This window comes from Terrabacter ginsenosidimutans (assembly GCF_039539425.1).
GTDB classification, from domain to species: Bacteria; Actinomycetota; Actinomycetes; order Actinomycetales; family Dermatophilaceae; genus Terrabacter; species Terrabacter ginsenosidimutans.
Map to the genome: position 1 here is coordinate 46169 of NZ_BAABDC010000001.1, position 22188 is coordinate 68356.

At 69.2% G+C, this 22188-nt stretch carries 17 protein-coding genes; 1 reads left to right on the forward strand and 16 read right to left on the reverse strand.

What is annotated here, in order from left to right:
* Window positions 1–37: 37 nt before the first annotated feature.
* From rpsG to rpoB, 5 genes are all read right to left on the reverse strand, one after another.
* Window positions 38–508 carry a 30S ribosomal protein S7 gene (rpsG, locus tag ABD831_RS00280; RefSeq protein ID WP_020143254.1) on the reverse strand — a complete coding sequence of 157 codons (471 nt, stop codon included), beginning with the start codon at window positions 506–508 and terminating at the stop codon, window positions 38–40.
* The gene (gene rpsL / locus ABD831_RS00285) at window positions 508–882 is read right to left on the reverse strand and encodes a 30S ribosomal protein S12 (RefSeq protein WP_141823424.1); all 375 of its coding nucleotides are present in this window, start codon (window positions 880–882) and stop codon (window positions 508–510) included. Before rpsL ends, rpsG begins: the two co-directional genes overlap by 1 nt.
* A 406-nt stretch (window positions 883–1288) precedes the next feature.
* Window positions 1289–1897 carry a hypothetical protein gene (locus ABD831_RS00290; protein ID WP_344939888.1) on the reverse strand — a complete coding sequence of 203 codons (609 nt, stop codon included), beginning with the start codon at window positions 1895–1897 and terminating at the stop codon, window positions 1289–1291.
* Between the two features lie 135 nt (window positions 1898–2032).
* Window positions 2033–5929, reverse strand: coding sequence for a DNA-directed RNA polymerase subunit beta' (locus tag ABD831_RS00295; RefSeq protein ID WP_142178428.1), 3897 nt, complete (start codon window positions 5927–5929; stop codon window positions 2033–2035).
* A 121-nt stretch (window positions 5930–6050) separates the two neighbouring features.
* Window positions 6051–9533 carry a DNA-directed RNA polymerase subunit beta gene (gene rpoB, locus ABD831_RS00300; RefSeq protein ID WP_142176961.1) on the reverse strand — a complete coding sequence of 1161 codons (3483 nt, stop codon included), beginning with the start codon at window positions 9531–9533 and terminating at the stop codon, window positions 6051–6053.
* 497 nt (window positions 9534–10030) lie between these two features.
* Here rpoB and ABD831_RS00305 point away from each other — a divergent pair, with 497 nt between their 5' ends.
* The gene (locus ABD831_RS00305) at window positions 10031–10510 is read left to right on the forward strand and encodes a DUF4282 domain-containing protein (RefSeq protein ID WP_142176960.1); all 480 of its coding nucleotides are present in this window, start codon (window positions 10031–10033) and stop codon (window positions 10508–10510) included.
* A 106-nt stretch (window positions 10511–10616) separates the two neighbouring features.
* On the opposite strand, the gene ABD831_RS00310 is transcribed toward ABD831_RS00305, so the two are convergent.
* From ABD831_RS00310 to ABD831_RS00360, 11 genes are all read right to left on the reverse strand, one after another.
* The gene (locus tag ABD831_RS00310) at window positions 10617–11627 is read right to left on the reverse strand and encodes an agmatine deiminase family protein (protein ID WP_344942964.1); all 1011 of its coding nucleotides are present in this window, start codon (window positions 11625–11627) and stop codon (window positions 10617–10619) included.
* A 47-nt stretch (window positions 11628–11674) separates the two neighbouring features.
* Window positions 11675–12637, reverse strand: a complete 963-nt coding sequence (locus tag ABD831_RS00315; RefSeq protein ID WP_344939895.1) for a nitrilase-related carbon-nitrogen hydrolase — start codon at window positions 12635–12637, stop codon at window positions 11675–11677.
* Between the two features lie 99 nt (window positions 12638–12736).
* Window positions 12737–13495 (reverse strand): hypothetical protein, encoded by a 759-nt coding sequence (locus ABD831_RS00320; RefSeq protein ID WP_344939898.1) that lies wholly within the window; start codon window positions 13493–13495, stop codon window positions 12737–12739.
* Window positions 13479–14117, reverse strand: a complete 639-nt coding sequence (locus ABD831_RS00325; RefSeq protein ID WP_344939901.1) for a hypothetical protein — start codon at window positions 14115–14117, stop codon at window positions 13479–13481. The genes ABD831_RS00320 and ABD831_RS00325 overlap by 17 nt, the downstream gene beginning before the upstream one ends.
* A 25-nt stretch (window positions 14118–14142) precedes the next feature.
* Complete coding sequence (locus ABD831_RS00330) at window positions 14143–15438, reverse strand: MCE family protein (protein ID WP_344939904.1); 1296 nt, start codon at window positions 15436–15438, stop codon at window positions 14143–14145.
* The gene (locus tag ABD831_RS00335; RefSeq protein WP_344939907.1) at window positions 15435–16679 is read right to left on the reverse strand and encodes an MCE family protein; all 1245 of its coding nucleotides are present in this window, start codon (window positions 16677–16679) and stop codon (window positions 15435–15437) included. The genes ABD831_RS00330 and ABD831_RS00335 overlap by 4 nt, the downstream gene beginning before the upstream one ends.
* Window positions 16676–17893, reverse strand: a complete 1218-nt coding sequence (locus ABD831_RS00340) for an MCE family protein (protein WP_344939911.1) — start codon at window positions 17891–17893, stop codon at window positions 16676–16678. The genes ABD831_RS00335 and ABD831_RS00340 overlap by 4 nt, the downstream gene beginning before the upstream one ends.
* Window positions 17893–18924: an MCE family protein gene (locus ABD831_RS00345; RefSeq protein ID WP_344939914.1), complete on the reverse strand. Its 1032-nt coding sequence runs from the start codon at window positions 18922–18924 to the stop codon at window positions 17893–17895. The genes ABD831_RS00340 and ABD831_RS00345 overlap by 1 nt, the downstream gene beginning before the upstream one ends.
* Window positions 18921–19952, reverse strand: coding sequence for an MCE family protein (locus ABD831_RS00350; RefSeq protein ID WP_344939917.1), 1032 nt, complete (start codon window positions 19950–19952; stop codon window positions 18921–18923). Before ABD831_RS00350 ends, ABD831_RS00345 begins: the two co-directional genes overlap by 4 nt.
* Window positions 19949–21316 carry an MCE family protein gene (locus ABD831_RS00355; RefSeq protein WP_344939920.1) on the reverse strand — a complete coding sequence of 456 codons (1368 nt, stop codon included), beginning with the start codon at window positions 21314–21316 and terminating at the stop codon, window positions 19949–19951. Before ABD831_RS00355 ends, ABD831_RS00350 begins: the two co-directional genes overlap by 4 nt.
* The gene (locus tag ABD831_RS00360) at window positions 21313–22179 is read right to left on the reverse strand and encodes an MlaE family ABC transporter permease (RefSeq protein WP_425582768.1); all 867 of its coding nucleotides are present in this window, start codon (window positions 22177–22179) and stop codon (window positions 21313–21315) included. Before ABD831_RS00360 ends, ABD831_RS00355 begins: the two co-directional genes overlap by 4 nt.
* Window positions 22180–22188: the final 9 nt, after the last annotated feature.

Consider the following 22188-nt stretch of genomic DNA (forward strand, 5'->3'; position numbering starts at 1 on the left):
GGAGCGAGCTCCCCGGCATACCGACCGGACCGCTGGGTCACCAGCGGTAGTGCGCGAAGGCCTTGTTGGACTCGGCCATCTTGTGCGTGTCCTCGCGGCGCTTGACAGCGGCACCGAGGCCGTTGCTCGCGTCGAGGATCTCGTTCATGAGGCGCTCGGTCATCGTCTTCTCGCGACGCTGCCGCGAGTAGCCGACGAGCCAGCGCAGGGCGAGCGTGGTCGAGCGGTTCGGCTTGACCTCGATCGGCACCTGGTAGGTCGCGCCACCGACGCGACGGCTCTTGACCTCCATGGCCGGCTTGACGTTGTCGAGCGCGCGCTTGAGCGTGGCGACGGGGTCGGTGCCGGTCTTCTGGCGGGCGCCCTCGAGGGCGCCGTAGACGATCATCTCGGCGATCGACTTCTTGCCGTCGAGGAGGATCTTGTTGACAAGCTGCGTGACGAGCGGGCTCTGGTAGACCGGGTCGACGACGAGCGGACGCTTCGGAGCGGGTCCCTTACGAGGCATCAGCTCTTCTCCTTCTTCGCGCCGTAACGGCTACGAGCCTGCTTGCGGTTCTTGACACCCTGGGTGTCGAGCGTGCCGCGGACGATCTTGTAACGCACACCCGGGAGGTCCTTCACACGACCACCGCGCACGAGCACGATCGAGTGCTCCTGCAGGTTGTGGCCGACACCGGGGATGTAGGCCGTGACCTCGATGCCGGAGCTGAGGCGCACACGGGCGACCTTGCGCAGGGCAGAGTTCGGCTTCTTGGGGGTGGTGGTGTACACGCGGGTGCACACACCGCGGCGCTGGGGCGAGCCCTTGAGCGCCGGGGTCTTGGCCTTCGTGGCCTTGTCCTGGCGGCCCTTGCGGACCAGCTGGTTGATGGTAGGCAACCTGGTTACTCCATAACGTTGCTCGTTGTCAGTCGTCCGGGAGGACGACTCCTTGGCTGTTCGGCACCTCGACCCCCGAGGTCGGGCGTGTCGGTACCGGTACTTCCCCCTGCACTCCCCTCCCTCACGGCCACCGGATGGCGGTCGGTCAGAAGGATTGCCCGGCGGAAGGTGTGCTCTGGACCACCGTGATGTCACGTCCGCGAGGAGCGGGCGGACAGGGCACCGGGGCCGTCATCGCGCATGCCTGACTGCGTGCCTCAGACACAGTGTTCAAGCGTACCGGGGCGCGGCACGCCGACCAAATCGGTGTGACCGGCCCTGACGGGCCGGATGAGGTATGCCGTGCCGCGGCGTCACGCCGTGACCCTCCGTGGCGCGGTGCGACGCGACGCGGGGAGCTCGGTCACCCGAGACGCCAGTCCCCCGCGTACATGTGCAGCACGGGCACGCCGAGGGCCTCGCGCGCTCGGGACGCCCAGTCGGTGTGGAAGGTGTCCTCGACGGCGTGCGGCTCCGTCACGACGATGACCTCCTGGGCCCCGAGCCGGGCAACCTCCTCGAGGAGGGTCGGCATGGGGTCGTCCGCCGTGATCTCGCCGGTGGCGACGACGGCGTGGCCCTCGAACTCGGCGAGGGTCGTCGACAGCGCGGTGTCGGCGTCGGCGTGCGCCTCGCCCCGGTCCACGGGGCGCAACGACTCGAGGGCCTCACGCATCTCGAAGAGGCTGAGGTGGTTGAGGAACGAGCTGAGCAGGTTGCGGTCGGTGTCGGCCGGCACGAGCACGCGGTAGGTGGGCGCCTCGTCCTCGTGGAGGCCGATGATCTTGTCGACGTCGACCGGCTTGAGCGCCTCCTCGGTGAGCACGATGATCGCCGGCGTGGGGCCGCCGTCGGCCGGCTCCCCTCCGTCGGCCGCGGCCCCCTCGACGGGGGCGGCAGGAGCGGTGGGGGCGGTGGCGGCGAGCTCGTCGGGCTCTGGCGCGTTCGGCACGGCGGCCGTGGGCTCGGTCATGTCACCACCCTATCGAGGCGTGCAGAGGTCCCGGCACGCCGCTGGGCCGGCTCCCCCGAAGGGAAGCCGGCCCAGCGGCATATGGCCCTGCCCGGTGGTCACCGGCCGCCACTCACGCGACGGCCGGCGAACCGGTCAGAACTGGTCGAGACCGAGAGCCTCGTCGTCGAGGCGGATGGCCTCGCCGGTGCCCGAACCGAAGCCTGCGTAGTCGTAGGCGTCGTAGCTCGGCAGCGAGTACATCGCGGCCTTGGCCTCCTCGGTCGGCTCCACCTTGACGTTCCGGTAGCGGGGCAGGCCCGTGCCGGCAGGGATGAGCTTTCCGAGGATGACGTTCTCCTTGAGGCCGAGCAGCGGGTCGGACTTGGCCTCCATGGCGGCCTGCGTGAGCACGCGGGTCGTCTCCTGGAAGGACGCGGCCGACAGCCACGACTCGGTTGCCAGCGAGGCCTTGGTGATCCCCATGAGCTCGGGACGACCGGCAGCCGGACGGCCACCCTCGGCCATGACGCGACGGTTCTCGTCCTCGAAGCGACCACGCTCGGCGAGCTCGCCGGGCAGCAGGTCGGCGTCGCCGGCCTCGATGATCGTCACGCGCCGCAGCATCTGGCGCACGATGACCTCGATGTGCTTGTCGTGGATCGACACACCCTGCTGGCGGTAGACCCGCTGCACCTCGTCGACGAGGTGCTTCTGGGCCGCGCGCGGGCCGAGGATGCGAAGGACCTGCTTGGGGTCGATCGCGCCCTGGACCAGCTTGGTGCCGACCTCGACGTGGTCGCCGTCGGCGACGACGAGGCGCGAGCGCTTGCTCACCGGGTAGGCGTGCTGCTCCGAGCCGTCGTCCGGCGTGAGCAGGATCCGGCGCGCCTTGTCGGTGTCCTCGATCTCGACGCGGCCGGTGGCCTCGGCGATGGGGGCGACACCCTTGGGGGTGCGCGCCTCGAAGAGCTCGACGACACGCGGCAGACCCTGGGTGATGTCGTCGGCCGCGGCCGCACCACCGGTGTGGAAGGTACGCATCGTCAGCTGCGTGCCGGGCTCACCGATCGACTGGGCCGCGATGATGCCGACGGCCTCGCCGATGTCGACGAGCTTGCCCGTCGCGAGCGAACGACCGTAGCAGGCGGCACAGGTGCCGACCTTGCTGTCGCAGGTGAGGACCGAACGGATCCGCACCTCGTCGACACCGGCCGCGTAGAGCGCGTCGATGACGACGTCACCGAGGTCGATGCCGGCGACGGCAAGGGTCTCGCCGTCGACGACGACGTCCTCGGCCAGCGTGCGGGCGTAGACCGAGGCCTCGACGACCTCGCTCGGCGCACGCGTGCCCGTGGTCTCGTTGACCTGGGCGATCGGCAGCTTGAGGCCGCGGTCGGTGCCACAGTCGTCCTCACGGATGATGACGTCCTGCGACACGTCGACGAGACGACGCGTCAGGTAGCCCGAGTCAGCGGTACGAAGCGCCGTGTCGGCCAGACCCTTACGGGCACCGTGCGTCGAGATGAAGAACTCGAGCACCGTGAGGCCCTCACGGAAGTTCGCCTTGATCGGGCGCGGGATGATCTCGCCCTTCGGGTTGGCCATGAGGCCACGCATGCCGGCGATCTGACGGATCTGGAACCAGTTACCACCAGCACCCGAGGACACCATCCGGTAGATGGGGTTCGTGCGCGGGAAGTTGGTCTCCATCTCCTTGGCGACCTGGTTGGACGCCTGGGTCCAGATCTCGACGAGCTCCTGACGACGCTCGTCGTCGGTGATGAGACCGCGCTCGTACTGCGTCTGGACCTTGGCGGCCTTGGTCTCGTAGCCCTCGAGGATCGCCGTCTTGTTGTCCGGCGTCGTGACGTCGGAGATCGCGACGGTGCAGCCCGAGCGGGTGGACCAGTGGAAACCGGCCTCCTTCAGGGCGTCGAGGGACGCGGCGACCTGGACCTTGGAGTAGCGCTCCGCGAGGTCGTTGACGATCGCCGAAAGGCGCTTGCGGTCGACCGGGCGGTTCTCGAACGGGTAGTCGAGCGGCAGCGTGTCGTTGAAGATCGCGCGGCCGAGCGTCGTCTCGAGCGTGATGCTCTTGACGATGCCGTCCTCGCCGGCCTCGACACCCTCGGGCAGCTCGAAGCCGGCCGGGGGCACCGCGTCCTTGAGGCGCAGCTTGATCGCCGAGCCGAGCAGGATCTCACCACGGTCGAAGGCCATGCGGGCCTCCGAGGGCGACGAGAACGCGCGACCCGCACCGATACCGCCACCGTCGACCGCGTCGGTCAGGTGGTAGATGCCGGTGATCATGTCCTGCGTCGGCATCGTGACGGGACGACCGTCGGCCGGCTTCAGGATGTTGTTGCTCGACAGCATGAGGATGCGGGCCTCGGCCTGCGCCTCCGCCGACAGCGGCACGTGGACGGCCATCTGGTCACCGTCGAAGTCGGCGTTGAACGCCGAGCAGACGAGCGGGTGGATCTGGATGGCCTTGCCCTCGACGAGCTGCGGCTCGAACGCCTGGATGCCGAGACGGTGCAGCGTGGGTGCGCGGTTGAGCAGCACCGGGTGCTCCGTGATGACCTCTTCGAGGACGTCCCACACGACCGGGCGGGCGCGCTCGACCATGCGCTTGGCCGACTTGATGTTCTGCGCGTGGTCGAGGTCGACCAGACGCTTCATCACGAACGGCTTGAACAGCTCGAGCGCCATCTGCTTGGGCAGACCGCACTGGTGCAGCTTCAGCTGCGGGCCGACGACGATGACCGAACGGCCGGAGTAGTCGACGCGCTTGCCGAGCAGGTTCTGGCGGAAACGACCCTGCTTGCCCTTGAGCATGTCGGACAGCGACTTGAGCGGACGGTTGCCGGGACCCGTGACCGGGCGACCACGACGGCCGTTGTCGAAGAGGCTGTCGACGGCCTCCTGAAGCATGCGCTTCTCGTTGTTGACGATGATCTCGGGGGCACCGAGGTCGAGGAGGCGCTTCAGGCGGTTGTTGCGGTTGATGACGCGACGGTAGAGGTCGTTGAGGTCCGAGGTCGCGAAGCGGCCACCGTCGAGCTGCACCATCGGGCGCAGGTCCGGCGGGATGACCGGGATCGCGTCGAGGACCATGCCCGACGGGTGGTTCGTCGTCATCTGGAAGGCGTTGACGACCTTGAGGCGCTTGATGGCGCGGGTCTTCTTCTGACCCTTGCCGGTGGCGATGATCTCCTGGAGGAGGTCTGCCTCGGCGTCGAGGTCGAAGGACTCGAGGCGCTTCTGGATCGCCGCGGCGCCCATGCCGCCCTCGAAGTACAGACCGAAGCGGTCACGCATCTCGCGGTAGAGGATCTCGTCGCCCTCGAGGTCCTGGACCTTGAGGTTCTTGAAGCGGTCCCAGACCTGCTCGAGGCGCTCGACCAGCTGGTCGGCACGCTTGCGGATGTTGTTCATCTCGCGCTCGGCCTGGTCGCGGACCTTGCGCTTCGCGTCGGCCTTGGCACCCTCGGCCTCGAGCTCGGCGACGTTGCGCTCGAGCAGCTGCGCACGGGACTCGACGTCCGCGTCGCGGCGGTTCTCGATCTCCTTCTTCTCGACCTGGATCTGCGCCTCGAGCGACGGCAGGTCAGCGTGGCGCTGGTCGTCGTCGACGGACGTGATCATGTAGGCCGCGAAGTAGATGACCTTCTCGAGGTCCTTCGGGGCGAGGTCGAGCAGGTAGCCGAGGCGGCTCGGGACACCCTTGAAGTACCAGATGTGGGTGACGGGGGCGGCGAGCTCGATGTGGCCCATCCGCTCACGGCGCACCTTGGCGCGCGTGACCTCGACGCCACAGCGCTCACAGATGATGCCCTTGAAGCGGACGCGCTTGTACTTGCCGCAGTTGCACTCCCAGTCCCGGGTGGGGCCGAAGATGCGCTCGCAGAACAGGCCCTCCTTCTCGGGCTTGAGCGTGCGGTAGTTGATGGTCTCCGGCTTCTTGACCTCGCCGTGACTCCACTGGCGGATGGATTCCGCGGTGGCGAGGCCGATGCGCAGCTCGTCGAAGAAGTTGACGTCGAGCACGTGGTTCCTTCTCTCGTAACGCTTGTTGAGTCTTTGGTCTGAGTGGTGTTCGTTGACGAGGGTGCGTATGCCGCTGAGCGGGCCCAGCGGCATACGCACCGCCTGTCGTTAGGTGGCCTTCTCAGACCTCTTCGACGCTGGACGGCTCGCGCCGGCTCAGGTCGATGCCGAGCTCCTCCGCTGCGCGGAAGACCTCTTCGTCGGACTCCTTCATCTCGATCGTCGTGCCGTCGCTGCTCAGGACCTCGACGTTGAGACACAGCGACTGCATCTCCTTGAGGAGGACCTTGAACGACTCCGGGATGCCCGAGTCGGGGATGTTCTCGCCCTTGACGATGGCCTCGTAGACCTTCACGCGGCCGGGAACGTCGTCCGACTTGATCGTCAGCAGCTCCTGGAGCGTGTAGGCGGCGCCGTACGCCTCGAGGGCCCAGACCTCCATCTCACCGAAGCGCTGGCCACCGAACTGGGCCTTACCGCCGAGCGGCTGCTGGGTGATCATCGAGTACGGACCCGTGGAGCGAGCGTGGATCTTGTCGTCGACGAGGTGGTGGAGCTTGAGGATGTACATGTAGCCGACCGCGACGGGCTCCGGGAACGGCTCGCCGGAGCGGCCGTCGAAGAGGCGCGTCTTGCCCGAGGCGTCGATGAGGCGGACCCCGTCGCGCGTCTTGAGCGTCGAGTCGAGCAGACCCGTGACGACGTCCTCGGAGGCGCCGTCGAAGACCGGCGTCGCCACACGCGTGCCCGCAGGGGCCTCGTGCGCGTCGGGCGCGATCTCCTTGGCCCACTCCGGGCTGCCCTCGATCTTCCAGCCGCGCGAGGCGGCCCAGCCGAGGTGCAGCTCGAGGATCTGGCCGAGGTTCATCCGTCGGGGGACACCGTGCGGGTTGAGCACGACGTCGACCGGCGTGCCGTCCTCGAGGAAGGGCATGTCCTCGACCGGGAGGATCTTGGAGATGACGCCCTTGTTGCCGTGGCGGCCGGCAAGCTTGTCACCGTCGGTGATCTTGCGCTTGTTGGCCACGTAGACGCGGACGAGCTGGTTGACGCCGGGCGGCAGGTCGTCGCCCAGGTCGGCACGGAACTCCTTGACGCCGATGACCGTGCCGGTCTCGCCGTGGGGCACCTTGAGGCTCGTGTCACGGACCTCGCGCGCCTTCTCACCGAAGATGGCGCGCAGCAGGCGCTCCTCCGGCGTCAGCTCGGTCTCGCCCTTGGGCGTGACCTTGCCGACGAGCAGGTCGCCGTCGCGGACCTCGGCGCCGACGCGGATGATGCCGCGCTCGTCGAGGTCGGCGAGGACCTCCTCGGAGACGTTCGGGATGTCCCGGGTGATCTCCTCGGGGCCGAGCTTGGTGTCACGGGCGTCGACCTCGTGCTCCTCGATGTGGATCGAGGAGAGGACGTCGTCCTGGACCAGGCGCTGGCTGAGGATGATCGCGTCCTCGTAGTTGTGGCCCTCCCACGACATGAACGCCACGAGCAGGTTGCGCCCGAGCGCCATCTCGCCACCGTCGGTCGCGGGACCGTCGGCGATGACGCCACCGGCCTCGAGACGGTCGCCCTCGTTGACGACGACGACCTGGTTGTAGCTCGTGCCCTGGTTGGAGCGCGCGAACTTGGCGATGCGGTACGTCTGGTACGTGCCGTCGTCGTTGGCGACGGTGACGAGGTCAGCCGACACCTCCTGGACGACACCGGCCTTCTCGGCACGGACGACGTCGCCCGAGTCGAGGGCGGCGCGGAACTCCATGCCGGTACCGACGATGGGCGCCTCGCTCTTGACGAGCGGGACGGCCTGACGCTGCATGTTGGCGCCCATGAGCGCACGGTTGGCGTCGTCGTGCTCGAGGAAGGGGATCATCGCGGTCGCGGCCGACACCATCTGGCGCGGCGAGACGTCCATGTAGTCGACCTCGTCGCCGGGGACGAGCTCGACCTCTCCACCCTTGGTGCGCACGAGCACGCGGTCCTCGGTGAAGTTGTTCTGCTTGTCGAGCGGCGCGTTGGCCTGGGCGACGACGTAGCGGTCCTCCTCGTCGGCGGACAGGTAGTCGACGTCGTCGGTCACGTGACCGCCGGTCACCTTGCGGTACGGCGTCTCGATGAAGCCGAACGCGTTGATGCGACCGTAGGACGCGAGCGAGCCGATGAGGCCGATGTTCGGGCCTTCCGGGGTCTCGATCGGGCACATGCGGCCGTAGTGCGACGGGTGGACGTCACGGACCTCCATCTGGGCGCGGTCACGGGAGATACCACCCGGGCCGAGCGCGGACAGACGACGCTTGTGCGTCAGACCCGCGAGCGGGTTGTTCTGGTCCATGAACTGCGAGAGCTGCGACGTGCCGAAGAACTCCTTGATCGAGGCCACCACGGGGCGGATGTTGATCAGGGTCTGCGGGGTGATCGCCTCGACGTCCTGCGTGGTCATGCGCTCGCGGACGACGCGCTCCATGCGGGACAGGCCGGTGCGGACCTGGTTCTGGATGAGCTCGCCGACGGAGCGGAGGCGACGGTTGCCGAAGTGGTCGATGTCGTCGACCTCGACGCGGACGTCGATCTCCTCGGCGTTCTTGACGCCCTTCATCGAGTCCTGGCCGTCGTGCAGCGTGACGATGAACTTGATCGTCTTGACGATGTCGTCGATCGACAGGGTCGAGTCGTTGATCGAGGCGTCGAGACCGAGCTTCTTGTTCACCTTGTAGCGGCCGACCTTGGCGAGGTCGTAGCGCTTGCCGTTGAAGTAGAGGTTGTCGAGCAGGGTCTGCGCGGCCTCCTTGGTCGGCGGCTCACCCGGACGCAGCTTGCGGTAGATGTCGAGCAGCGCGTCGTCCTGGCCCTGGGTGTGGTCCTTCTCCAGGGTGAGGCGCATCGACTCGAACTCGCCGAACTCCTCGAGGATCTGGGCCTCGGTCCAGCCGAGGGCCTTGAGGAGCACGGTGACCGACTGCTTGCGCTTGCGGTCGACGCGGACGCCGACCATGTCGCGCTTGTCGATCTCGAACTCCAGCCAGGCACCGCGGCTCGGGATGATTTTGGCGGTGTAGATGTCCTTGTCGGACGTCTTGTCGGGCGTGCGCTCGAAGTAGACGCCCGGGCTGCGGACGAGCTGCGAGACGACGACACGCTCGGTGCCGTTGATGATGAAGGTGCCGCGCTCGGTCATGAGCGGGAAGTCGCCCATGAACACCGTCTGGCTCTTGATCTCACCCGTCTGGGCGTTCATGAACTCGGCGGTGACGAAGAGGGGCGCGTCGTACGTCTGGTCGCGCTCCTTGCACGACTCGATCGTCTTGCGGGTCTCCTCGAAACGGTGGTCGCGGAACGACAGCGACATCGAGCCGCTGAAGTCCTCGATCGGGGAGATCTCCTCGAAGATCTCCTCGAGCCCGGACCGGTCGGGGACGTCGGTGCGTCCCTCGGCCTTGGCCGCGGCGACGCGAGCCTGCCAGCGCTCGTTGCCGAGCAGCCAGTCGAAGCTCTCCGTCTGAAGCGCCAGGAGGTCAGGGACCTCGAGTGGTTCGCGAATCTTCGCGAAGGACAGACGTCCCGAAGGGGTCTGTGCGGTGGACATGTTCGTCGCAGTACGCGAGGCAGCCAAGGAGGGTCCTTCCACGGGCCTTTTTCGAATCTTCAGATCCGCGTTGCCGCATGGCTCCGCTCGCGGGTCCCGAGGTCAGGCCGGATGCCGGGTGGCATGGTGAATGGCTTGACCGAGGTCGCGAAGGATGGGCATGGGCAGCGCAAAGGCCTAGCCTACCCACAAAGGGCAGGAGTGTCCAGCCGGGTCAAGGAGCGGAGGTCGTCTGGCAAGGGTCCACCCGGTCTCAACCGGCCGAACGCCCTCGACATGACCTGCCACGCCCCCCGGACCGGGAGCTCGCGATGCGAACGCGACGAATATGGCCCTCCGCGGGGCCGGCGTCAAGACCCACGCCGTCACGGGCGCGTCGCGACACGCCGGGCGGTCGGGGCCGGGACCCCGCTGACCTGCGCGAACACGCCGTCGGGAGGCCTTCGTCCGGGGCTCCGAAGATGCCTCCGCCCTAGCATGGGCACGCCAGTGATCCGTTGACGTCTCCTTCCGAGAGGGAAGCCATGTCCGATCCGAACCCGCCCGAGCAACCGTCCTTCAACCGCCCCGCCGGCGGCGACCCCACCACGCCCCTGCCGAGCAACCCGCCGGCGTCCCCGGCGCCGGGCTCCGGCAGCACCCCTCCCCCGCCGCCACCGCCGGTGGCGCCGACGGGTGGGCCCAGCGGCATGTCGAGCATCCCCGACCCGACCTCGGAGGGCGCCGGCTTCTTCACCGCCCTCTTCGACTTCAGCTTCACCAACTTCGTCACGCCGATCCTGGTGCGCTTCGTCTACCTGCTGGCGACGGTGGCGCTCGTGGCGAGCTGGCTCATCTTCGTGATCGTCGGGTTCACCCAGAACGTCGGGACCGGGCTGGCCGCGCTCATCCTCGGACCGATCTTCGTCATCATCTACCTGGCCGTCATCCGCATGACGCTCGAGTTCTACCTCTCGGTCGTGCGCATGAGCGAGGACATCCACAAGCGACTCCCCCAGGCCTGACCCCTGCTCGGCGAGCCACAGCCGAACCCAGCCACACGTCGAGTGGGCACCTTCCCCGGAAGGTGCCCACTCGGCGTTCGGGCGACGCGTGGGACCGCGGCCGACCTCAGAGGGCGGGCTGCTGCTGGGTGATGCAGTGGATGCCGCCGCCGCGGTCGAAGAGCGGGCGGGCGTCGACCCCGACGACCCTGCGACCGGGATAGGCCTCGGAGAGGACCGCCAGGGAGGCCTCGTCCTGCTCGTCGCCGAAGGTGCAGGCGATGACGCCGTCGTTGACGACGAGGTGGTTGATGTAGGACCAGTCGACCGGACCGTCGGCGTCGGTGAGGGTCCGCGGCGCCGGCACGCCGACGACCTCGAACCGCTCGCCCCTGGCGTCGCGCGCGCCCTCGAGCAGCTCCCGCAGCGCACGGGACACGGCGTGGTCCGGGTGCGCGGGATCCTGCTGGTCGTGCAGCAGCACGACCCCGGGGCGTGCGATCGTGGCGACGATGTCCACGTGCCCACGGGTGCCGAACTCGTCGTAGTCGCGGGTGAGGCCACGTGGAAGCCACACGCACGTGGTCGCTCCGATGGTGCGGGCGAGCTCGGCCTCGACGTCGGCGCGGGTCAGCCCCGGGTTGCGACCCGGGTCGAGCTGGACGGTCTCGGTGAGCAGCACGGTGCCGAGCCCGTCGACGTGGATGCCGCCGCCCTCGTTGACGAGGGACGATCCGATGACCTCGGCCCCGGTGAGGCCGCCGACGAAGGCGCCGATGCGCGCGTCGTGCTCCCACGTGGCCCAGGACTGCGCGCCCCAGCCGTTGAAGACCCAGTCGACGGCCCCGAGCCGGGTGCCGTCCCCGGACCGGACGAAGGTCGGGCCGATGTCGCGCATCCAGGCGTCGTCGAGAGCCGCGGGGACCAGCTCGACGTCCGGGTTCAGGTGCGCCTCGGCGACGGCGAGGTCGGCGGGGACGACGACCATGCGCACCGGCTCGAAGAGGGCGACGGCGTTCGCGACAGACGCCCAGGTGCGCCGGGCAGCGGCCACCTCGTCCATGGTGTCGCCGAGCGTGTAGCCCTGGCTCGGCCAGGCCATCCAGGTGCAGTCGTGCCGGTCGGTCTCCGAGGGCATCACCCACCCGGACCCGCCGGACTCACCGGGCGCCGGGACGGCGTCGGTCACTGCTGCACCTCGCGACGGTGCTCCTGACGCACGGGGGCGGTCAGGGCGGCATACGAGTCGGGTCGGCGGGTCTCCAGGAACGGGAAGAGCTCGAGCCAGTCTCGGCGCTGCGCGAGGTCGAGGTCGGCGACGAGCACCGCGGCCGCGTCGCGCGGGGCCTGCACGAGGACCCGGCCGTAGGGGTCGGAGATGAAGGAGCTGCCGTAGAAGGTGATCAGGCCCTCGGTGCCGAACCGGTTGGGCACGACCATGAAGAGACCGTTGGCGATGCCGTTGCCGACGATGACCTGCTGCCAGAGCGGCTGGGTGTCGAAGTCGGGGTGGTCCGGCTCGGAGCCGATGGCGGTCGGGTAGCAGAGCACCTCGGCGCCACCCAGCGAGTAGAGCCGGGCCACCTCGGGGAACCACTCGTCCCAGCAGGTCGGAAGACCCAGCTTGAGCGAGGGATCCTCGAGCGCCACCACGGGATATGCGTCGTCCGCCGGGCCCGGACGGAAGTACTTGTCCTCGTAGTAGCCGGCGGTGACGGGGATGTGGGTCTTGCGGGTGCGGGCCACGACCCGGCCGTCGGGGGCGAGCACGACCGCGGTGTTGAAACCCAGCCCGTCAGCCTGGTCGGCGCGTTCGTAGAGCGACGCGTGGACGTGGACACCGAAGTCACGGGCCGCGGCACGGGCGAAGGTCACCGTCGGGCCGGTCTCGAGGTCCTCGGCCGTCGCGGACGGCGTGCCCTCGGGAAGGGTGTCGGCCGGGTAGCGGGACAGGGTCAGCTCGGGCAGGAAGACGATGGTGGCGCCCGCCTCGGCCGCCGTGCGGATGCCGTCGCGGAGGGTCTCGACCAGTGCCGAAGGGTCATCGACCCACTCGTGCTGGACGAGGGCGACGCGCACCGGCGGGGTCTGCGGCTGGTCGACGCGGGCGAGGGACTCGAGGACGCCATTGGCCTGGATGAGCTTCACAGCGTGCAGTATGCACCCACGGGGGCTCACGGGGATGGGGGCCCTGCGCCGCCGCAGACGCCCGCGGACCCCCACGCCCGGGGGCTCACGGCCCCCGGGTCAGTAGGCCGACAGCTCGCTGACGAGCCAGCGGTCGCCGACCTTGCGCATCGTCGCGATGACCCGGTTCTGGTCGATGGCCGGGGCCTGCTGCGCCTTGGTCGTCGTGGCCTGGTTGACGAAGGCCATGACGCGGACGGTCGTGCCGTCGCCGCCGTCACCGCTCGCGTCCATGACCCCGGCGTCGTAGACCTTGGCCTGGACCGTGGCGTCGTTCTTGACGGCCATCGGCTTGATGTCCGTCGCCGCGACCTTCGTGAACTGGTCCTTGAACGGCGAGGTCAGCTGGGGCGTGACCTCACTGACGTGCTTGTCGAACGATGAACCGCTGTAGCTGAGCAGGCTCTGCAGCGTCGTCCGGGCCGATCCGACGGCAGCCGCCCGGTCGGCGTCGCCCACGGACGGGCGCAGGGCGTAGACGAGCGAGGCCGCCAGGACCGCGAGGGCGAGCGTGGCGCCCGTCGCGGAGACCCAGAGGCCCCTCGACGTCCGCGACTCCTGGGGCTCCTTCGGCTTTGGGGGCTTCTTGGACTCCGTGGGCTCCTCAGGTGCCTTGCGTGCCTCGGGCGCCTCGGGCGCCTGGGGCGCCCTCGGCTCTTCGGACTCTTCGGGCTCTCGACCCTGGTCCGTCGCGGCGTCGAGGACGAGCGTCGACGAGAAGGGGGCACTCGTCCCGGACGAGCGCCGCCGGGTGCCGGCCACGCGCCTGCGGGGGCCGGCTGCGCCGACCGGACGCCGAGGATCAGCTGACGAAGTCAAGGGTGCTCACCTTCCAGGCGTCGCCGACCTTCACGAGGTCGAGGCGGAGACGGTACGTCTTCTTCTCTGCTGCAGGGGTCGAGGCGTTGGAGGTCGGGGCGACGACCCCGACGATCACCTTGGCCGAGTCGTCGTCGCTCGACACGAGGGAGGCCTCGGCCCGCTCGACGGTCGAGACGGTCTTGTTGGCGGTGACGACCGGCTTGAGCTGGGCCAGGGTGGAGGCGTACTCCTTCTGGAACGCGCCGGTCGACTCGTCGAGCACGCGCTTGGTGTCGGCATCGAACGAGGAGGCGTTCATCGTCACGAAGTTGACGGCGATCTGGCGTCCGGCGGCCAGGGCCGCGGCGCCGTTGTCGGCGGCTCGTTGCTGCTGCCAGACCGCCCGGCCGAGTGTCGCCGTGACGGCGAGGGCGGCGAGGAGGAGCACCGCCGTGAGGCCCCAGAGGAGGCGCGGCGTGGGACGCCACGTGCGAGCACCCCTAAGGCCCGCACGTGGCGCGTCATGGGGACCGGAGCCCACGACGTCGGCAGTGTCTGCGTCGCGGGAGCCGCGGTCGGCGGGGCTCGCGGGCGAGCGCGAGGCGTCCGCGGTGTCCGAGCGGGTGGTGACCATCGTCATCGAGGGGGTTTCCTTCCGTCACCGGCTAGCGGAGCGCCTCCTGCATCAACCAGAGCCAGCTCGTGCCGTTGTCGGTCCGTCCGTCACCGGCCGGAGCGACCGGCGACTGCACTGACAACGACGAGGGGCTCCCGGAGGTCACGGCCCGGTTTCCGAGAGCCACAGGAGTCGCGCCGAACGCCATCGGGTAGCTCTGGCCGCTCTGACCTCCCCGTGTCGGCTTGGGGGCGTTCTGCGCCCCACGCACGTTGGTCCCCGAACCGCGCGAGGCGGCGCAGTGCGCGTCGAGGTTGACCGGCGGCAGGCCCGTCGTCTGGTGCGGGTCGATCTTCTTCGTGCCCTCGTAGCCCGCCTCGCACGCCTTCGGGTCGTCGGCGTTGAGGACGAGCCCGAAGTGCGCCGTGCCGTCACCGGGGACGACCGAGAAGCCGCCGGTGACGACGTCGGGGTAGGTCACCAGGAGCTGCTCGATGCCGTCGAGCCGGGCGGTCGTCACGTTGCCGATGGTGATGAAGTTGGCGAGGAGCGCGGCCAGGCTCTGCTTGTTCTCGGAGATCAGGGCGTCGAGCTGTTCGACGGCGACAGAGCCGCGGTCGAGCACGAGCCGCAGGTCCGGGTCGGACTCGCGGAGGGTGTCTGCCACGTCGGCGAAACCGGAGACGCTCGTGCGGATGTCGGCGCCGCTCTTGACCTGGGTGTCGAGGACGATCCGTCCGTCGTCGATGAGGCGGGTGGTCTGGGGCAGCGCCTCCGAGGCGGCCGAGGTCAGGGCGTCGCCGGAGTCGACGAGCCGCTGCAGGTCGGTGCCTCCGCCCTTGAACGCCTCGGCGAGCTCGTCGACCGTCGTCACGAGGGCGTCGCGCGGCACGGACGAGACGGTGTTGTCGACGTGCTGGAGCAGCTGGTCGATGCGCAGCGGAAAGGCGGTGCGGCCGCGTGGGATGACGTCGCCGGCGGCGAGGAAGGGAGCGCTCGCGGTGCGTGGCTGGAGGTCGAGGTACTGCTCACCCACGGCCGAGCGGTTCTCGACGACGGCCTCGGTGTCCTTGGGGACCTCGGTCCCACGGTCGAGCCTCGCGTCGACGGCGACACCGTTCCCCGAGAGGCGCAGTGCCTCCACCTTGCCCACGGTGACGCCGCGGTAGGTCACCTCGGCGCCGACGAAGATGCCCCCCGACTGCGCGAGGTCGGCAGAGACGACGTAGCTGCCGCCGGCGATCTTGTCGGTGAGACCGACGTAGTTGGCCGAGAGGATCGCGACGAGCGTGACGGACAACAGGGCGAACGCTGCGAGCTGGAGCCGGACCGTGCGGGTGATCATCGGGAGCCTCCCGTGGGGAAGAGCGTGGACCAGGACGCCGAGTCGGCCGAGCCGGACCCGGCGGCGCCGGACCCGATCGGTCCGCCGGGCAGCGTCGGGGACGGCAACCCGGTGACGGTCGGCACGGGGACCTTCGGCACGGGGACCTTGGGCACCTGGACCGGTGGCAGCGGGACGGAGGGGAGCGACACCGAGGGCAGCGGCACGCCGGGGCCACCCGGCACGCTCGGGAGCCGGCCCACGCCGAGGTTGTCGGCGATGGTGCCGACGTTGGTGTCGAGGGTCGCCCACAGGTTGGTGAAGTCGCCCTTGATCGTGTCCTGGGCGTTGTTCGGGAAGGGGTAGGTCAGGAGCAGCTGGTAGCTCTTCGGCAGGTCGTCCCCTGCCTTGTTGAGCTGGCGCAGGATCGGGCTGATCGCCCGGAGGTTGGCCTCGAGGTCGGCCCGCGAGCCGCGGATGACCCGGGTCCCGACCTCGCCCAGGTCACGCAGGGCCGTCAGCATCGCGGTGAGCTGGCGGCGCTGGTCGGCGAGGATCTTCAGCCCCTTGGGCAGTTCGTCGAGGGCCGCGGCGATCTTGGCCTGGTTCTCCGCGAGCGTCGCCGAGAGACGGTCGACGCTGTCGATGGCGCGGACGATCTCGCCCTTCTGCGCGTCGAGGCCGCCGACGAAGGTGTTGAGCTGCGTGACGAGGTCCTTGACGTCGCCGGTTCGGCCGCGCAGCGCGTTGTTGAGCTCGGCCTCGATGGTCTTCAGCTGGGCGACTCCACCACCGTTGAGCAGCAGCGACATCGCGCCGAGGACCTCCTCGACCTCGGGGTTGCGGCTGGTGCGGGACAGCGGGATGCGGTCCCCCTCCCCCAGCCGGCCCTGGGGAGGCGCGTCGGTCGGCGCCGCGAGCGCGACGTACTTCTCACCGAGGAGTGAGGTCTGCTTGAGCTCGGCCGTGGCGTTGTCGGGCAGCACGACGTCGCCGGGCAGGCGAAGCCGGACGGTGGCGGTCCAGCCCGTCACCTGGATGTCCTCGACGGAGCCGACGGTGACCTGGTTGACCTTGACGGACGACTGGGGCACGAGGTCGAGCACGTCGGCGAATTCGGCTGTGACGGTGTAGGAGTTGTCACCGGTGCCGGCGCCGCCAGGGAGCGGCAGGTCGTAGGCGCTGCAGCCCCCGAGAGCCAGCGAGGCCAGCACGACGACGGCGGACCCGCGCCGGGTACGGGAGCGGACGGACGACGTCATCGGGAGCCTCCGAGCAGTCCGCCGAGGGTCGGGTCGGCGCCACGTAGGTTGACCAGGCCGCTCGGCTGTGGGGTGCCTTGTAGCGCAGCGCCACTCGGCAGTGACGGCAGGGTGGGCAGCTTGAGCAGGAGCGCCTTCTTCAGCGCGTCGCACAGCTTGGTGTTCCCGGTCTTCGTCGGGCCGGTCAGGATCGAGCACATGAGCAGCAGCGGGTCATCGAGTCCCTTGGCGTTGTTGCGGGTGTCGAGCGTGCCGGTCTCGGGGTGGTACGCGTTCTGGAGGTTCGACAGGGCGACGGGCGCGTTCTCGAGCGTCGCTGCCAGGGCCTGCCGGTTCTTGGCGATCGTGCTCGTCACGGCCACCGCCCGGTCGAGGTCGCTCTTGAGCAGGGACCGGTTGTCGGAGACGAAGCCCGACACTTCGTCGACGGCGACCCCGAGGCTCTCCAGCGTCGCCTTGAGGTTGTCGCGCTCCTCGCTCAGCTGCGTCGCGACCGTCGCAAGGTCGGAGTTGAGGCGGCGCACCTGCGCGTTGTTGGTCGCGAGCATCGAGGTGAAGGACTGGAGGTTCTTCACCGTGCCGAAGAGGTCGTCGCGGCTGCCGGACAGCGTCGACAGGGCTGTCGAGAGGTCGTGCACCGTGCCGTTGATCTTGTCGCCGTTGCCGTCGAGGTTGGCCGCGGAGGTGCGCAGGAGCTCGTTGAGCGCCCCGTTCTTGTTGGCGCCGTCGGGTCCGAGAGCGACCATGAGGTCGTCGAGGCTCTGCGACACGCGGTCGAGCTCGACCGGAACCGCCGTGCGCTCCAAGGGGATTCGCGTGCCGGCGGCCATCACCGGACCGGCTGCGTAGACGGGGAGCAGCTGAACGTAGCGGTCCGAGACGAGTGACGGTGCGACGATGGCGGCCTTGGCCGACGCCGGCACGCGGTACTTGTCGTCGTAGCTGAAGCTGACGTGGACGTGGTCACCCTCCGGCACGACGCTGTCCACCTGGCCGACCTTGACCCCGAGGATGCGCACGTCCGAGCCCGGGTAGAGCCCGACCGCCCTGGTGAAGTCGGCGCTGACCGACTGCTGTGACTGGCGGGGCCAGAAGACGATGCCGGCAGCGACGAGCGCGACGACGACGAGACCCGTGACGACCTTGCCGAGCAGGGTGGCGGGGCCGTGCAGCCGGCCGAACGGCATACGGGACGAGCTCTCCTGGGAGGGCATCAGCGACCACCTCCGGAGGTGCCGGGGAGAAGCAGGTCGGGCAGCTTGGTGCCCGGCAGGGCGAGGCCCGGCGTGCCGACGGGGACGACGAGGTTGGAGACCCAGGTGTCGAACCAGCGCCCGGTGCCGAGCGTGTTCGCGTAGACCCGCGTGAACGGGGCCATCGCCTGGATGGTCTTCGACAGGTCGGTGTCGTGCTCCTGCAGCATCGCGAGCGTCTTGTCGAGCTCCGCGAGGGCGGGCTTCAGCTGAGCCCTGTTGTCCCGGGCGAGGCCGGTCAGCTGCTTGGCGAGGGCCGAGGTGTTGCGGAACAGCGTGCGGATGTCGTCGCGGCGCTTGACGAGCTCGACCATGAGCAGGTCGGCGTCCTTGATGAGGGTGCTCACCTGCTCGTTGCGGCTGCGCACCAGACCGGTGACGCTGTTGGCGCGCCTGAGGAGCGACCCCAGCTCGGCGTCGCGGCTCGCCACCGTGCGCGAGAGGCGCGAGAGCCCGTCGAGCGTGGCCTTGACGTACTGCGGGCTGTCCTTGAACTCGCTCGCGATGACGCTGAGGGACTTCGCGAGCTGGTCGGTGTCGATGCGCTCGGTCGTCGTGGTGAGGTCCTGGAAGGCGTTGATGACGTCGTACGAGCTGACCGTGCGAGAGACGGGGATCTGGGCGTCGGCGTCGAGCTGTCCACGGCCCTTCGGGTCGAGGGCGACGTACTTCTCCCCGAGGATCGTCTTCATCCGGATCGAGGCGCCGGTCTGCGGTCCGAAGCTCGCGTCCTCCGTGATCGTGAAGTCCACGCGGACGTGTCCGTCCTCGAGGTCGACCCCGGTCACCTTGCCGACCTTGACGCCGGCGATGCGCACGTCGTCGTCGGGCTTGATGCCGCCGGCCTCCGAGAAGGCGGCGCTGTAGGACGTCCCGCCGCCGATGATCGGGAGGCTGGACGCGTTGAAGGCGAGGTAGAGCACGACGGCGATGACGAGCAGGCCGATCGCTCCGATGGGGACCGGGTTGCGCTCTCGGAAGGGGATGCTCACGACTGGCACCTCGCTGACGACACGTCGTAGGTCGGGGTCACGCCGGGCAGGATCGGGCTCCTCGTGTCGAACTTGCAGAGGTAGAAGTTGAACCACGAGCCGTAGGTCGCCGTGCGCGTCAGGGTGGTGATGCGGCCCGGCGCGTTGCGAATGAAGTCCTCGAACTCCTTGACGTTGGAGGGCTTGTTGAGCGTCGTGGCGAGCGTGCGCAGCTGGGCGACGTCGTCCTTGATGAGCGGGCGCGTCGACACGAGCAGGTCGGCGGTCTCGGCGGAGAGGGTGTTGATGCCGGCGAGCGAGCGTCCGATGGTCTCGCGGTCGGCGGCGAGGCCGCTCGTGAAGCGCTGGAGCTGGTCGATGAGCGAGAGCAGCTGCTGGTCGTGGGCGTCGACGGTGCCGAGGACGGTGTTGAGGTTGTCGATGGTGCGGCCGATGACGGCGTCCCGGTCGGCGATCGTGGAGGTGAGGCTGGCCGTCTTGGCGAGCAGCGAGTTCACGTCCCCGCCCTCGCCCTGCAGAGTCTGGATGACCAGCCCGGAGAGCTCGTTGACGTCGCTGGGCGACAGCGCCGCGAAGAGCGGCTTGAAGCCGTTGAAGAGGACGGTGAGGTCCAGGGCGGGATGGGTGCGCGAGAGCGGGATCGTCGAGCCGTCGGGCAGGGGCGTCGGGGCGCCCGCGCCCTGGGTCAGCGCGAGGTAGCGCTGCCCGACCAGGTTGCGGTACTTGACCGTCACCTCGCTGCCCTGGGTGAGGACCGAGCTCTTGAGCACCGAGAAGTCGATCTCGGCGGTGGCGCCCTCGGAGCTCGCGTCGTGCGCCACCCGCACGTCCGTGACCTCGCCGACTCGCACGCCGGCGATCCGCACGTCCTGGCCGGCGATGACACCGGTCGCGTCACTGACGACGGCCGTGTAGGTCGCCTTGGACCCGAGCTGGATGTTGGCGATCGTCAGCGCGAGGATGCTTGTCGCGAACAGCGTGACCGCCGCGAAGACGATGAGCTTGACCAGCGAACCCTTGACCTTCATCGGGTGCTCACCACCGTGCCGCGCATCATGGGTCCAGCGAGCAGCGTCTGGATGCTGCTCGCGCCCGGGTCGGCCGGTTGACCGTCGCGCGCGAGGAGGGCCCCGACGACGCGCTGCTCCTCGGCGGTGCCGGCGGTTCCGGAGTCGGATGCGGAGGCGTCGCCGAGCAGCGCCTGCGGCACGGCCGAGAAGGGGGTGGCGTCGCTCGCCGGCTGGGTGCCGTCGTCGAAGTGGTTGCCCTTGAAGGGGTTGGACTGTGAGCCGTTCGGCGTGGGCAGCCCGTAGCAGTGGGGGCCACGCTTGTCGTCCCAGCGCGGCTCCTCACCCGGCTGGTACGCCTTGCGGGGCGGCACCACCTCGAGAGTGATGTGGAAGGTGCCGCCGGCGAAGGCCGCGTTGGCCCGAGGGAGCCAGTTGACGAGGCCCGAGGCCACGCACGGATAGATCGGCGCGTACTCCGCGAGCAGCTGCAGGGTCGGCTTGCTGACCTGCCCGACCTGGATGATGCGCTGCTCGTTGTCGCGCAGGAAGCCTGCGGCCTCGTTGGCGAACCCGGCCGTGCCGACGAGGAAGGCGGCGAGCTGCTGGTCCTTCTCGACGATGGTCTTGTTGGTGACCCGGAGGGACTCGGTGAGGCGGAAGAAGTCGGGGGCGACTCCGGCGTAGAGGTCGGCGGTGTCGGCGAGCAGCGTGATGTCCCGCTGGATCGTCGGCATGCTGGGGTTGAGCGCCTTGAGGTAGCGGTCGACGAGCACGAGGTTGCGACCGATCTGGTCGCCGCGGCCGTCGAGGGTCGTCGACAGGGCGTTCAGGGTGGTGGCGAGCTTGGCCGGCTGCACGGTGCGCAGCAGCGGGTAGAGGTTGTCGAGGACGGTCTCGAGCTCGATCGACACCCGGCTGCGGTCCTGCGGGATGACGTCACCGGCCTGGATCGGCCGGGCCGGCGACGCGGCCGTCACCAGGTCGACGTAGCGCTCGCCGAAGAGCGTCTTGGGCAGCAGCCGGGCACTGACGTTGGACGGGATCTTGGAGACCTCGTCGGGCTGCAGTGCCAGCTCGAGGCGCGTCCCCGTCGGGGTGGCCTGGATGCGACGCACCTCGCCGACGAGCAGGCCCCGCAGCTTGACGTCGGAGCTCTCCTGCAGTTGGCTGCCGAGACGATCCGTCTCGAGCGTGACCATGACGACGGGAGTGAAGCGCTTCTGGAACGAGGCGATCGCCAGGCCCAGGAGCAGCGCGAGCACCAGCATGAAGATGATGCCGTATGCCTTCTGTCCCAAGCGTTTCCGCGTGTGCTGGGTGATCGGCCCAGGGGTCGCCTGGGTGCTGACCTCCGGGACGGCATCGGTCGGCGCGGTCGTCATCCGGCGATCCTCACGCTCGTCGTGGCACCCCAGATGGCGAGGGACAGGAAGAAGTCGACGATGTTGATGGCGACGATCGAGGTGCGCACCGCCGTCCCCACTGCGACGCCCACACCGGCCGGGCCGCCCGACGCCGTGTAGCCGTAGTAGCAGTGGATGAGGATGATGACGACAGCGAAGACCATGACCTTCACGAACGACCAGAACACGTCACCCGGCGGCAGGAACAGGTGGAAGTAGTGGTCGTAGGTCCCCTCCGACTGACCGAAGTACGCCGTCGAGATGAACCGCGTGGCGGCATACGAGCTGAGCAGGCCGAGGACGTAGAGGGGGATGACCGCGATGAAGCCGGCGATCATGCGCGTCGTCACGAGGAACGGCAGCGACGGGATGCCCATGACCTCGAGCGCGTCGACCTCCTCGGAGATGCGCATCGCGCCGAGCTGCGCGGTGAAGCCGCACCCGACCGTCGCCGCGAGCGCCAGCCCCGCGACGAGCGGTGCGATCTCGCGGGTGTTGAGGTAGGCGGAGAAGAAGCCGGTGAAGGCCCCGGTGCCGAGCTGCTCGAGGGAGGAGTAGCCCTGCAGGCCGACCTCGGTGCCGGTGAAGAAGGCGAGGAAGGCGATGACGCCGACCGTGCCGCCGATGACCGACAGGGCTCCGCTGCCGAGGGAGACCTCGGCGAGCAGCCGGATGACCTCCTTCTTGTAGCGTCGTAGGGTGCGGCCGCTCCACGCGAGCGAGCGCACGTAGAAGCGCATCTGCTCGCCGAGCGAGTCAAGGGCCCGCGAGGGGCGGGACGCGAGGTCGAGCAGCTTCTCCGCACTCGCGTTGCGGTTCGTCTTGTCGGTCTTCGTCGCCATCGTCGCCTC

Excerpts from the sequence above, each read along its gene's own strand:
- ABD831_RS00290 (WP_344939888.1), bottom strand. The coding sequence starts at position 1,897 with ATGACCGAGCCCACGGCCGCCGTGCCGAACGCGCCAGAGCCCGACGAG.
- ABD831_RS00310 (WP_344942964.1), bottom strand. The coding sequence starts at position 11,627 with ATGCCCTCGGAGACCGACCGGCACGACTGCACCTGGATGGCCTGGCCG.
- ABD831_RS00350 (WP_344939917.1), bottom strand. The coding sequence starts at position 19,952 with ATGAAGGTCAAGGGTTCGCTGGTCAAGCTCATCGTCTTCGCGGCGGTC.
- ABD831_RS00325 (WP_344939901.1), bottom strand. The coding sequence starts at position 14,117 with ATGACGATGGTCACCACCCGCTCGGACACCGCGGACGCCTCGCGCTCG.
- ABD831_RS00355 (WP_344939920.1), bottom strand. The coding sequence starts at position 21,316 with ATGACGACCGCGCCGACCGATGCCGTCCCGGAGGTCAGCACCCAGGCG.
- ABD831_RS00330 (WP_344939904.1), bottom strand. The coding sequence starts at position 15,438 with ATGATCACCCGCACGGTCCGGCTCCAGCTCGCAGCGTTCGCCCTGTTG.
- ABD831_RS00305 (WP_142176960.1), top strand. The coding sequence starts at position 10,031 with ATGTCCGATCCGAACCCGCCCGAGCAACCGTCCTTCAACCGCCCCGCC.
- ABD831_RS00360 (WP_425582768.1), bottom strand. The coding sequence starts at position 22,179 with ATGGCGACGAAGACCGACAAGACGAACCGCAACGCGAGTGCGGAGAAG.
- rpsG (WP_020143254.1), bottom strand. The coding sequence starts at position 508 with ATGCCTCGTAAGGGACCCGCTCCGAAGCGTCCGCTCGTCGTCGACCCG.
- ABD831_RS00340 (WP_344939911.1), bottom strand. The coding sequence starts at position 17,893 with ATGCCCTCCCAGGAGAGCTCGTCCCGTATGCCGTTCGGCCGGCTGCAC.
- ABD831_RS00335 (WP_344939907.1), bottom strand. The coding sequence starts at position 16,679 with ATGACGTCGTCCGTCCGCTCCCGTACCCGGCGCGGGTCCGCCGTCGTC.